The organism is Paenibacillus sp. J22P15 (assembly GCF_056269345.1).
Window position 1 is genome coordinate 12059 of record NZ_JBWDNT010000025.1, and the last position, 12226, is coordinate 24284.

Below are 12226 nucleotides of genomic sequence, written 5' to 3' on the forward strand. Positions count from 1 at the left end.
CGAATCTTAAGCCCATGAGATAGTTTACTCTGCGCTCGTAGCACCTGTCAAGCGAAACTGACTGGATATTCCCCGCTTCTGCACAAACGACTTTACCCAACTATTGGAAGAAGGGCGCATGCCGCAGAAAAGTGTAAGCAGGGATTCAAGCCTATCGTCTAGACAGCTCTACATTTTCGGCAAACTACTTATCGTCATCCTCATCGTCGTCTTCAAATTCCTCATCATCCGACTCATCATCCGCATCGAGTTCGCCATCGACTTCTTCGCCGTCTAGCTCCTCGTCATCGATACCGACTTCCTCATCAACTTCTGCTTCCTCTTCAGCCTCTTCGAAGTCCTCACGGTCCTCGTCGAATACATCGTAGTCCTCTTCAGCCTCTGCGTAAGAATCTTCTTCTTCGTCAGCAAATACATCATCATCTTCGAGATCATCGTCATCGTTGATAATGCGCGTACGCTTCGCATTGCCTATTGGGTCTTCAGAACGCTCAACTGGATACCAGCGTTTAAGTCCCCACATGTTGCTTCCCACACATGCAAAACGTCCATCAATGTTGATTTCCGTATACACTTGGGCGATAAACTGGTTGATTCCGTCTGCGGAAAGACCGCGTATTTTAGCGATCTCCATCATTAGATCGCGATAGTAGTAAGGTGTATTAGCCGCTTTCAGCACTTCAAAGGCCAAATCGACCATAGGCATTTCCTTCATACGTTCAGGATCCAGCTTTAACGTGAAATTGCTGCTGCTCATATGGACACATCCTCTCTTGCCATTCAAATTATGTACTCGTTCTTACCTTTAAAATGCAAGGATCGTGTACGTTGACCTCTTTTACACCGCTCACATTTCATTGCGCAACGATCGGTTGCTGCCAGAGGTTGGCGCCGCCGTTTACGCTAGTCACAGTATAGTAAAACCTATTTCCTGCAAAAAAGCAAGCGGACCATGCTGCTCCGCGTACAGCTTGGACTTCTATGCAAAAAGCGAAAGGATAGTCCTTCCGCTTTGACTGTATCCATCCGACCATGACACGAGGTAACGTACCTTGGACGTAAGAGCCCCTGAGAACTCTTTGTTCATCGTATGTCCCCGGGCGATTTTTGACACGGTTTTCAGCCTAATTATGTGAAAAAAGGCAAGTGGCTCATGCGTTCTGTAGCGCTCGTTCATACAATAGTGCAGCATGGTCCGTCGGGAGGGGAAGCCAAGTTTGGACACCGTCGCTTTTATCCGTTTGTTGCAGGATACGATGGCTCGCACGGACGCAACGACTGAGAAGCGAATCATTCGCTTTCAACGTGCGAGCGACTACCGATACTTCCTAAAACAAATGCCTGAGGTTATCTTATCGCCTTCGCTGCAAAAAAACATTAGACAAATGCCTACCATTCTCGGAATAGCTTGCAAATTACCGGCCGAGGAAACGCTCGAGCAGTTCACTGGTCGTGTATGGATCGAAAAAGATTGTAAAATTAGTGTGCATGCCTCATCACATAAGTCGATTATAGTCGATAAAGGCATTCCTTGGGGCGTAAATCAGATTAAAGCCCCGCTAGCTTGGAGTACAACAACCGGCCACCGAATCAAGGTCGGCGTCATAGATACGGGTGTTGACTTCAACCACCCTGACCTCCGCCAATCGCTCTCCAGAGGCATCAATCTGCTTAATCGCAGTATGCTCCCGCATGACGACAATGGTCATGGTACGCATATCGCAGGAACCATTGCCGCAGCGAATCAACTACAGGGTATGATTGGCGTAGCCCCTCGCGCGTTAATCTCGCCCGTGAAGGCTTTTGATCATAATGGGAGCGCCTTCGTATCCGACATTATTCTCGGTATCGAGTGGTGTATCCGCAATCGCATGAACGTCATCAACATGAGCTTCGGCATGAAGACCAAGAGCAAAGCGCTGCTTGGAGCTGTTATTAATGCCCACAATGCAGGCGTTATTATCGTCGCCTCCTCAGGCAACGATGGAAAGCGCCGTTCCGTTGATTACCCAGCCCGCTACCCGCTCACGATTGCCGTTGGCGCTACAAACAAACTCCGCCGCGTCGCTCTGTTCAGCAATCGCGGAACTTATATCGATGTATATGCTCCTGGTGACAAAATCGTATCCGCATGGCTTGGCGGCAAATACAACGAAATGAGCGGAACCTCCATGGCCACATCACACGTCAGCGGAGCGATTGCACTCCTGCTAGCGCATAAGCCGGGACTTACACCCGCCGAGATCAAAGCTATTATCAAACGATCCATACAGCCCCTAAGAGGCAGCAAAGCCCGCCGAACGATCGGCGAGCTTGACGTGATGCGTATGATGCAAGCCGCGGAGAAACTTTAAATCCACGGCTTGTTTTTATGAGATACAGCCTACATACGCTCAGGAGCAGATACGCCAACCAAACGAAGTACATTAGCAATAGCAATACGAACAGCTCCAAGTAGAGCTAAACGCGCCTGTGACTGTTCAGCATCCTCTGTGATCACGCGCTCCGCTCTATAATAGCTGTGGAACTGCGAAGCCAGCTCATATACGTAGCGGATGAGACGATGCGGTGCGTATTGCGCTGCAGCCTCTGAGATTTCCTGCGGCAGCTCGCCAATTTTACGCAGAAGATCGAATTCGCCTTCCGCGGTCAGCTTGCTGAAATCAACGGCATCAGTCGATTTAAGCACAAGACCCTGCTCTTCCGCTTGTCTGAAAATACTGCAAATCCGTGCATGTGCATATTGCACGTAGAACACAGGATTCTCATTGGATGTAGAAATAGCCAAATCCATATCGAAATCAAGATGCGAATCCATACTCCGCATGGAGAAGAAATAACGAATGGCATCAATGCCAACCTCGTCCATAAGATCTTCCATCGTTACGGCTTTACCGGTACGCTTCGACATTTTCATTTTCTCGCCATTTTGGAACAAACTGACCATCTGTGCTATCAAAACAGTCAACTTCTTCGGATCATTTCCTAGTGCTTCCATTGCTGCTTTCACACGCGGGATATAGCCATGGTGATCGGCACCCCAAATGTTGATCATCTGATCAAAGCCGCGTCCGTATTTATCCATATGATAAGCGATATCGGGCGTCAAATAAGTGTACGAGCCGTCATTCTTCACGAGCACGCGGTTTTTGTCGTCGCCAAAGGTCATGGTAGACAGCCATGTCGCTCCTTCTTCTTCATAGACATGCCCTGTCGCCTTGAGCGTTGCAAGGCCTTGCTCCACTTGTCCGCTTTCATATAGAGCCGTTTCACTGTACCAAACGTCAAATCCAACGCGGAATCTTCCGAGGTCACGTTTAATTTTATCAAGCTCACGCTCAAGGCCGAACTGACGGAAAAACGTAAAACGTTCTTGATCCGGAAGTGCCAGCAGTCGATCTCCCTCTTGCTCGACGAGCAGCTTAGCGAAACCAATGATGTCCTCGCCATAATAGCCGTCCTCAGGCATTTCGGCCGTTTGTCCTAGCGCTTGACGATAACGAGCCTCGATGGAGACAGCTAGGTTCTCTACCTGTTTTCCCGCATCATTAATATAATATTCGCGAGTGACATTATAGCCTGCATAATCAAGTACATTGCACAAAGCGTCGCCAACAGCCGCGCCGCGTGCATGCCCTAGATGCAAGCTGCCTGTAGGATTCGCGCTAACGAACTCAACCTGAACGTTATTGCCGGCGCCATCCGAAGTCCGTCCATAATTCTCTCCCGCTTCAAGTGCAGCAGCCACAACCGGATAAAGATAACTGTTATCCATACGGAAGTTAATAAAGCCTGGTCCAGCAATTTCTGCTGACTGAATAGAAGCATGCTTCGTATCCAAGTTCGCAATAATCGCTTCTGCGATTTGACGAGGATTTTTCTTCGCAAGTTTAGTCAACTGCATCGCAGCATTTGTTGCCAAATCACCATGCGATTTATCCTTAGGGACCTCGATCACAAATGCCGGTAACTCTTCCCGCGCCGCTAGGCCGGCTGCTACTGCAGCATCAGCGATGGCTGCTTTGACCTGTTCATACATCTTTTCTAGTACATTTGCATTCATTAATTTTGTTCCTCCTGTATATGGAGCCGAATATGAAACCGACCCGACATTTGTTCACCAACGTACAATTCATACTCCCATTCTAGTGAAAAAGGCAGCTGTTCAGGCAAAGTGCCCATCTCCGTAGTTACACCATCTTCGCCCGGCGCATAAAGCTGCAGTTTCATCGTATCTGCTTCAAGCGATAAGGATGTCATTTGTGATTGATAGCTGCCCGCTCTCCTCTGCCCAGGAACAAAGAGCTGCTCTGACTCAATGGCGCCGCGCCGCACAATCGACATTTCATCTGGCCGGAATCGAATAAGCGTCCGTATTTCACCAGCGTCTGCATCGCCTTCTACAGCCGGCTCAATGTAGCGGATAAATATGGACTTCGCCTTGCGGAACCAATCGCCCTTGTAAGCATGAGTGTGCGAGCTTCCATCCTGCACACTCTCCAATGTAATTCGCACTTTCCTGCTATCTGCCATCATCTTGCTCCTGTTATCAGTCTAATCTTATGTAACTACTATATACAGGTAGGCTCTTAATTTCAACGCTAGAGCGCCGTTATCTTGTTGCAAACGGCACAATTTCGCTCCATGCCTCCACGCGATCCTCAAGCGTTCGCATGCGCGGAGTCGGTATTGGACTGGAGGACGGAAGCTTTAATAACGTTATATGTTGAAAACTATCATGTCCTCTATAAAATTTATGAAAGGTGTCGTATGCCTTGCTCCCATTAAAAGCGAAGCAGCGCAGCTCCGGGTATTTGGCAACAAGCTCAGGCAGCTTCTGGGGTACTATGTCACGTATATTCACATCCAAGCTTCCTTCCCGCTCACAGGACTCGATAACATCCCACAAAGCTAAACGATGCTCCTTCAGGAATGCAAGACGGTTCTCATACACGGGATCAGCGTCTGACTCATTAAATAAACGATACAAAATCCGCCACATAAAGTTTTGCGGATGCCCATAAAACTGCTGATGCTCGAGCGACTTGACGCTTGGCGCGGTACCAAGAATGAGAACGCGCGCACGCTCATCTATAACAGGCGGAAACGAATATATGCGCATAACCTATTCCCCCTCATCTTAATATTCATCTTAGTAATTGCGTCTTATTATGAGTTATGAATAGCCTCGTTCATACGCTTGCATTCTTCCCTTGTATCAAAAAAAAGACTTCGCCCTGTACAGAATATTTTCTGCATGTGACGAAGTCTAGTTAAGCGGGTTTTCTATTTCACAAAGCCTAGAAGCATTTCACGAATGACCTTCGCCGCAACGATCTGCGTTTGCTCCGTCGGATCGTAGGCTGGGGCAACCTCAACGAGGTCAAAGCCGACGATATTCACACCAGAACGAGCGATGGCATGTACCGATTCAATGAGTTCCTTCGATGTTATGCCGCCTGCTTCCGCTGTACCTGTACCAGGCGCTGCGGATGGGTCAAGCACATCGATATCAATTGTAAGATACACTGGACGTCCTTCAAGCTCTGGAAGCACCTTCTTCAGCGGCTCCAAAACCTCGAACGGATGGAAGTTAATGTTCTCGCGTGCATATTGCCACTCCTCACGGGAGCCCGAACGAATACCGAATTGGTAAATGTTCTGTCCGCCCATTAGACCAGCTGCTTTGCGAAGCGGCGTAGAGTGGGACAACGGTTCGCCTTCATACGACTCACGCAAATCAGCATGAGCGTCGAAGTGAATGATCGCAAGATCAGGATACTTCTTGTACACCTCTTGGAAGATCGGCCAAGAAACAAGATGCTCGCCGCCGAGTCCAACAGGAATTTTGCCGTCATCTAGAACTCCGCGAACGAACTCGCCGATAATTTCTAGACTGCGAGCCGCGTTGCCGAAAGGTAGCAGCAGGTCGCCGGCATCGAAATATTCGATATCCTCGAGGCTGCGATCTAGGTACGGGCTGTATTCCTCAAGCCCGATCGAAACCTCGCGGATGCGAGGAGGACCGAAACGAGAGCCTGGACGGAAGCTAACCGTGAAATCCATCGGCATACCGTAGATAACCGCCTTGGAAGCTTCATAGTTGTCAGAGCTCAGAATGAAGACATTGCCTGAATATTTTTGATCCAATTTCATGAGGTTTGTTCCTCTCCTTCTTGCAGCGTAGCCGCTCGTTACTTCACGAGGTCTTCAACAAATTTAGGAAGCACGAATGCTGCTTTGTGAAGACGAGGTGTGTAATATTTTGTATCGATTTCTGGAATAGCTGTCTCATCTACAGCAAGTGGATCATGTTTCTTGCTGCCCATTGTGAACGTCCACAGACCGCTTGGGTAAGTTGGAATGTTCGCGCCGTATACACGAACGATCGGGAATACTTCCTTCACGTCTTTGTTTACGCTTTGGATCAGGTCAGCTTTGAACCATGGGTTATCTGTTTGAGCAACGAAGATGCCATCTTCTTTCAATGCTTCATAAATACCTTGGTAGAAGCCCTTCGTAAATAGGTTTGCTGCAGGGCCTACTGGCTCTGTGGAGTCAACCATAATAACATCATATGTGTTTTTATGATCATGAATATGCATAAATCCGTCGTTTACAAGCACTTCAACACGCGGGTTGTCGAGCTCGCCAGCGATGGATGGCAAGTATTTTTTGGAGTATTCGATTACTTTACCGTCGATGTCGACAAGAACTGCCTTCTTCACCTTCGGGTGTTTCATCACTTCACGAATAACGCCGCCGTCTCCGCCGCCTACAACAAGCACGTACTCCGGATTAGGATGCGTGAAAAGAACAGGATGTGCAACCATCTCGTGGTAAACGAACTCATCCTTAACCGTGGTCATAACCATACCGTCGAGAACAAGCATCGTTCCAAACTCTTCCGTTTCGATCATATCTAGCTGTTGAAAATCTGTTTGTTCATTAACGTAAGTTTTAGTAATCTTCGCCGTTATGCCGAAGCTGTCAGTTTGTTTTTCCGTATACCACAATTCCATGGTGTTAAATCCCTTCTTTCCTTCGATTGTTCAACATGTATTATATTCAAAATACCCCCCTACTACAAGTACTCGATTCAGTCTATAATTTGATCTTTGTTTCAGGCTGCATTACCTATACTTGCTTATATGACCTAATAGCACTTTCGGTGTATGGCGCCCATCTGCAACAATCCTATTTAGCTCATATAATGGGGTTTTGCTTTTGTCCCTGCCGACCATTGCTTTGAATCCCAGCTGGTAGCCCACCTTCTTCGCCAAACGTATCGTATCTAAGCTATATTGACCATATGGATAAGCCAAGGACACAACGGGATATCCAAGTTTCTCTTCAATTCTGCTCTTAGAGCTGCTCATATCCTTTAATATCCGTTTCTCATATTGAGCCTGACTTTCCAATCTGCCATTCACATTGATCTTTCCGGACAGGACTCCCCGCTTAACACCTTTGCTTTTCTCGGTTTGATAATGTGAATCGAACGTATGTGATTGGATTAAAATGGTCCCCTTCATTTCTACCGCTTGCTTCCACGAAATTTTCGGAACTTGCTTTTCAGCATTTGAATAATCATCCTTTATCCGTCCAGCAATGACATAGAACGTTGCTTTCATTTCTAATTCTTTCAAAATCGGATAAGCATATTGATAGCCGCTTTCATATCCATCATCAAAAGTAATCAGAATGGGTTTCGACGGCAGCGATTTTTTCCCTTGCTTGTAGGCGAGCAAATCATAATCAGTAATCGTATGATATCCAGCCTTCTTCAATGCCTCCATATGCTCTTTAAATCGCTTCGGAGAGATGGTAGTGCCGCTCCCTGTGTGATCCGGTATGAGATGATGATACATCAAAATAGGTATAGCTTGATTTGCCGCTTTTGCCGAAGACGAATTAACTAAGAGTGCACATAACAATGTCATAATAACGAATGAAATGCTGGATAATTTTAAAACAGATTTCGCTTCATACCTTCTCATGAAAATAAACCAATCCCTTCAATCATGATGTTGTTCATCATTTACATGATTATCATCAGGGCAGTTGTCACGAATCATCCAGCAAATATCACCGTTGCTCCTCGACTCAGTTTACTTAGATATAACATTTATGTATATAAATTCCATGCTATTTTTACGACATCTATAAATGATTTCACTTCATTTATTTATCTCTATGATTACAAATATTTATTTATTTCGCGCCTCTTTGTGAATAGGGTGTTCTTCACTTTTCCATACTAAGGAAAAGTGAAGTTTTGTACGGAAGGGAGCCCGCTCCATGAAGAAGTCTAATAACCAGCAGGGAAAGCTGCGTCGGCGACCTGCTTTTCCATTAATAACGGAGAGATTCCTCCCCCACGTTCTAAAAATGAAACGATGGCTTCGCTGGTCAGTTGCCTTATTTACCCTATTCATACTCATCATGGCCGGTACGCTCATCTATTTGCGTACACAATCTTTGCCCGTCACCGCCATTAGCCAAACTTCGCAAATGATTGATATTCAAGGCAATGTAATTGATACGTTCCACGCGGGAGAGAACCGCCGTTCTGTACAGCTGTCGGATATTTCTCACTTTGTCATTGAAGCAACCTTAGCAATTGAGGATCGCCGCTTCTACGATCATCGCGGCTTTGATATGAAGGGAATGGCGCGAGCCGTCATGGTTAATGTTCAAAGCTTCTCAGCCAAGCAAGGCGCAAGCACGCTCACTCAACAGCTCGCACGGAATCTTTATTTGACACATGAGCGAACCTGGCAGCGCAAAATGAAGGAAGCGATGTATACCGTTCAGCTTGAAATGAACTACTCCAAGGACGAAATTCTTGGTATGTACTTAAATCAAATCTATTACGGTCACGGCTCCTATGGCATTGAAGCGGCTGCAATGATGTACTTCAATAAACATGCGTCCGAACTCACGCTAGCAGAAAGCGCCATGTTAGCCGGCATTCCGAAGGGGCCAAAATATTATTCGCCGTACCTGAATATGAAAAACGCGAAGGACCGTCAGCTTACCATTTTGCAAGCGATGCTGGAGGGCGGCTCCATTACGTCCGAGCAGGCCGATGCCGCCTATACGGAATTGCTTAATTTCCAGACGCTCGGTTCTAGTTCGCAGGAGGGCTTTGCCCCGTATTTTCGCGATTATATAAGGTATGTGGCAGTCGACAAGCTAGGAATTAATGAACATCTGCTCAACGAGGGCGGCATTACCATTTACACGACACTTGATCCTGCGGCGCAAGCAACCGCCGAAGAGGTCATTGCGAAGGGGATTCCAGAGAACTCTGAGCAGCAGGCTGCGTTAATTTCCATTGATCCGCGCAATGGATATATCAAAGCGATGGTTGGCGGTAGAAACTACAAACAAAATCAATATAACCGCGTGTTTGCCAAAACCCGTCAACCCGGCTCTTCTTTCAAGCCTTTCCTGTATTTAACCGCCTTGCAAAGCGGCTTCATGTCACCTGTCACCAAATATAAGAGTGAACCAACGGTGTTCACCTATGATGAGGGACGTAAAACCTATGAGCCTCGCAACTACGGAGATAAATATTTGAATGAGCTGATTGATATGCGGCAGGCGATTGCTTCCTCAGATAATATTTATGCGGTCAACACCATCATGACCGTGGGCGCTGAGAAGGTGATCGAAGCAGCGAGGAAGCTTGGAATTACAAGCACAATGAAACCTGTCCCTTCGCTTGCGCTGGGTACCTTCCCTGTCAGTCCGTTCGAAATGGCATCCGCTTTCGGTACATTCGCGAACGGCGGGATTCATATAGAGCCGATTGCGATTATCCGTATTGAGGATCGCAAGGGACAGGTATTATATGAAGCAAAGCAAAAATCGGAGCAAGCCGTAACCCCCGCAGAGGCTTATGTAATGACTAGCTTAATGGAGAGCGTCTTTGAAGAAGGCGGCACTGCATTTCGCGTATCATCTATTATTAAACGACCGATAGCGGGTAAGACCGGTACAACAACCACAGACGCATGGCTGGTCGGATATACGCCTGAATTAGCGACTGCTGTATGGGTGGGCTACGATAAGGATCGCAAATTAACTGTTGCCGAAGCCTATCGCGCTGCTCCCATCTTCGCTAAATTTACGGAGGAGGCTCTTCGTGCCATACCGCCTAAGATCTTTCCGATTCCTGAAGGAATCGTCAATGTGTATATAGACCCAATCAGCGGCAAGCTTGCGGAAAGCAGCTGCCCGCAGAAACGACTAGAAACCTTTATTAGCGGAACAGAGCCTACCGAGGTTTGCGGTGAACCTGCTGGGGCGGGCAATGTAGACGGCAATTCTTCTCCAGATGAATCCAAAGCACGCGGACGCAGCTCTTGGTGGACTGACTTGAAGCGCTGGTGGACAGACTAAAAAAGCAGCAGCCCTTCTTCAAGTAAGGAGGCTGCTGCTCCTTTCAATGATGCAAAAGACATGACCTTCGTACATTTTTGTCCGATTTATGATCAAAAAGTGAATTTTCTTTGAACAAAAGGATGGTGTTGTGGTATAGTAAGCATAATAAAACACTTACATTTGAACGGGAGTGTTCAATATGACAACGAAAACAGCAACAATCAGTAGGATCCAACCTTCAAACAAAGATGTCAAGCGTCTAACAAAGGCAATGACTGCCATTTCTTGGGTAGTTCTATCCATCGGCGTTTTACTTTGCCTAATTAACCTAAGCCATTTCAGCGATAAAAATGTTGGACTTATGGTCGGCATCGGATTCCTAATCGGCAGCGTTCATATTTATGTGATTGGCACGGCGATCGGACTCGTTCATGCTCGCCTCAATCCAGAACAGCCGCAAAATGATTTTGACGAGCATCACTCGTAAAGATTGGAAAGCTCAGTCTCTGTCTTCAACAGCAAAGCGCATAAACTCAGACAGCCTCATTTGGTCAATGACCAAATGAGGCTGTCTGTTTGCTATAACATCGTCTTTTTTGAGCATAACTAAAATTTCCTCTTCATTGTAAAATTAATAGGGACAATAACCTTTAAAATGGGTAAGAATAAACAAAGGTAAAGAAAAACAGCTGTAAAGTCGCTTCTAATTCTAACAGTTGTCTAAGCAGTGAACTTTCTATTACAGAAAAGAGACGAATTATTGACGTAATTGTTAACCCAGCAGTTATTGTCTTGAGTATCTGCTATTGTAATCGTAAGCAGTAATTTTGAGGAGTTGAACAGATTATGAGACCGTTTCTTCGTTTGCTGACACCCGTTCTGATTATGCTAATGGCCGTTTTGCTTTCCGGCTGCGGCGAGCAATACATCGTGCTCGATCCTAAAGGGCCAATCGGCGAGTCTCAGAAAGATTTGATTTATTTTTCAACCATTCTGTGTTCGGTTATTATCGTGCCTGTACTGATCCTGACAGCTATTATCGTCTGGAGATACCGTGATAAGCCCGGCAGAAAAGCTCCCTATAATCCTAATTGGGAGCACAGCACGAAGCTAGAGATTACATGGTGGAGCATTCCGATTGTAGCAATCCTCATCCTGGCTATCGTCACCGTTAAATACACGCATTTATTGGAGCCTTCCAAGCCGATTGAGTCCGCGAAGGCGCCGATCACCATTCAGGTTACGTCACTTGATTGGAAATGGCTGTTTAAATATCCGGGAGAGGATATTGCGACTGTCAACTATATTAAGATCCCTGAGGATACACCGATTAAATTCCAATTGACATCGGACACAGCGATGAACTCCTTCTGGATTCCACAGCTTGGTGGACAAATCTATTCCATGTCAGGAATGGCGATGACCTTATTCCTCCAAGCCGATGAGCAGGGCACTTATTACGGCTCTGGTGCGAACTTCACAGGAAAAGATTTTGCAAAAATGACGTTTAATGTTGATGCTACGTCCGAGGAAGAGTATAAAGCCTGGGTAGCTGAAATTAAGGAAACGTCACCTGCACTAACGATGGAAGGCTACGAGAAATTGACGGAGCCAAGTTCTTCTGGTGTCCAGCTGTTCTCCAGCTTCCCAGAAGGATTGTTCGATAAAATTGTCACACAATATGTAAATGGCGGCGGTGGCGGTGCCCACGCTCATCATGGCGGCGGAGACGCAGAGCCAGACGTAGAAACGGATAAATCAGAGTCGCCAAGTCCAGTAGACAGCAATACAGATTCAAATGCTAATAGTCATGCGGGTCATTAACCCGCTTATA

General features: G+C 46.6%; 11 protein-coding genes. 4 read left to right on the forward strand and 7 right to left on the reverse strand.

The window, feature by feature from the left end:
* Positions 1-184: 184 nt before the first annotated feature.
* Positions 185-757 (reverse strand): DNA-directed RNA polymerase subunit delta, encoded by a 573-nt coding sequence (rpoE, locus tag AC0YN6_RS27245; protein ID WP_475750964.1) that lies wholly within the window; start codon positions 755-757, stop codon positions 185-187.
* Positions 758-1217: 460 nt separating this feature from the next.
* On the opposite strand from rpoE, the gene AC0YN6_RS27250 reads away from it, so the two are divergent.
* Entirely contained in the window at positions 1218-2354 is a 1137-nt protein-coding gene (locus tag AC0YN6_RS27250; protein ID WP_475750966.1) for a S8 family peptidase, read from the forward strand.
* A gap of 29 nt (positions 2355-2383) precedes the next feature.
* Here the strand turns inward: AC0YN6_RS27250 and argS are convergent, their stop codons facing one another.
* From argS to AC0YN6_RS27280, 6 genes are all read right to left on the reverse strand, one after another.
* On the reverse strand, positions 2384-4063 hold the full coding sequence (gene argS, locus AC0YN6_RS27255) for an arginine--tRNA ligase (RefSeq protein ID WP_475750968.1): 1680 nt from the start codon (positions 4061-4063) through the stop codon (positions 2384-2386).
* On the reverse strand, positions 4063-4536 hold the full coding sequence (locus AC0YN6_RS27260; RefSeq protein ID WP_475750970.1) for a YwiB family protein: 474 nt from the start codon (positions 4534-4536) through the stop codon (positions 4063-4065). Before AC0YN6_RS27260 ends, argS begins: the two co-directional genes overlap by 1 nt.
* A 76-nt stretch (positions 4537-4612) precedes the next feature.
* Complete coding sequence (locus tag AC0YN6_RS27265) at positions 4613-5122, reverse strand: DNA-deoxyinosine glycosylase (protein WP_475750972.1); 510 nt, start codon at positions 5120-5122, stop codon at positions 4613-4615.
* A 164-nt stretch (positions 5123-5286) separates the two neighbouring features.
* Positions 5287-6156 (reverse strand): agmatinase, encoded by an 870-nt coding sequence (gene speB / locus AC0YN6_RS27270; RefSeq protein WP_475750974.1) that lies wholly within the window; start codon positions 6154-6156, stop codon positions 5287-5289.
* Between the two features lie 38 nt (positions 6157-6194).
* A complete protein-coding gene (gene speE, locus AC0YN6_RS27275; protein WP_054025894.1) occupies positions 6195-7022 on the reverse strand; it encodes a polyamine aminopropyltransferase in 828 nt (275 codons plus the stop codon).
* A gap of 111 nt (positions 7023-7133) precedes the next feature.
* Positions 7134-8000: a polysaccharide deacetylase family protein gene (locus AC0YN6_RS27280; protein ID WP_475750976.1), complete on the reverse strand. Its 867-nt coding sequence runs from the start codon at positions 7998-8000 to the stop codon at positions 7134-7136.
* 301 nt (positions 8001-8301) lie between these two features.
* Between AC0YN6_RS27280 and AC0YN6_RS27285 the strand changes: the two genes are divergently transcribed.
* From AC0YN6_RS27285 to cyoA, 3 genes are all read left to right on the forward strand, one after another.
* Positions 8302-10410, forward strand: coding sequence for a transglycosylase domain-containing protein (locus AC0YN6_RS27285; RefSeq protein ID WP_475750977.1), 2109 nt, complete (start codon positions 8302-8304; stop codon positions 10408-10410).
* 181 nt (positions 10411-10591) lie between these two features.
* Positions 10592-10879, forward strand: coding sequence for a hypothetical protein (locus AC0YN6_RS27290; protein WP_475750978.1), 288 nt, complete (start codon positions 10592-10594; stop codon positions 10877-10879).
* Between the two features lie 359 nt (positions 10880-11238).
* The gene (gene cyoA, locus AC0YN6_RS27295; RefSeq protein WP_475750979.1) at positions 11239-12216 is read left to right on the forward strand and encodes a ubiquinol oxidase subunit II; all 978 of its coding nucleotides are present in this window, start codon (positions 11239-11241) and stop codon (positions 12214-12216) included.
* Positions 12217-12226 lie beyond the last annotated feature (10 nt).

Excerpts from the sequence above, each read along its gene's own strand:
- AC0YN6_RS27285 (WP_475750977.1), top strand. The coding sequence starts at position 8,302 with ATGAAGAAGTCTAATAACCAGCAGGGAAAGCTGCGTCGGCGACCTGCT.
- speE (WP_054025894.1), bottom strand. The coding sequence starts at position 7,022 with ATGGAATTGTGGTATACGGAAAAACAAACTGACAGCTTCGGCATAACG.
- AC0YN6_RS27290 (WP_475750978.1), top strand. The coding sequence starts at position 10,592 with ATGACAACGAAAACAGCAACAATCAGTAGGATCCAACCTTCAAACAAA.
- speB (WP_475750974.1), bottom strand. The coding sequence starts at position 6,156 with ATGAAATTGGATCAAAAATATTCAGGCAATGTCTTCATTCTGAGCTCT.
- argS (WP_475750968.1), bottom strand. The coding sequence starts at position 4,063 with ATGAATGCAAATGTACTAGAAAAGATGTATGAACAGGTCAAAGCAGCC.
- AC0YN6_RS27280 (WP_475750976.1), bottom strand. The coding sequence starts at position 8,000 with ATGAGAAGGTATGAAGCGAAATCTGTTTTAAAATTATCCAGCATTTCA.
- rpoE (WP_475750964.1), bottom strand. The coding sequence starts at position 757 with ATGAGCAGCAGCAATTTCACGTTAAAGCTGGATCCTGAACGTATGAAG.
- AC0YN6_RS27260 (WP_475750970.1), bottom strand. The coding sequence starts at position 4,536 with ATGATGGCAGATAGCAGGAAAGTGCGAATTACATTGGAGAGTGTGCAG.
- cyoA (WP_475750979.1), top strand. The coding sequence starts at position 11,239 with ATGAGACCGTTTCTTCGTTTGCTGACACCCGTTCTGATTATGCTAATG.
- AC0YN6_RS27265 (WP_475750972.1), bottom strand. The coding sequence starts at position 5,122 with ATGCGCATATATTCGTTTCCGCCTGTTATAGATGAGCGTGCGCGCGTT.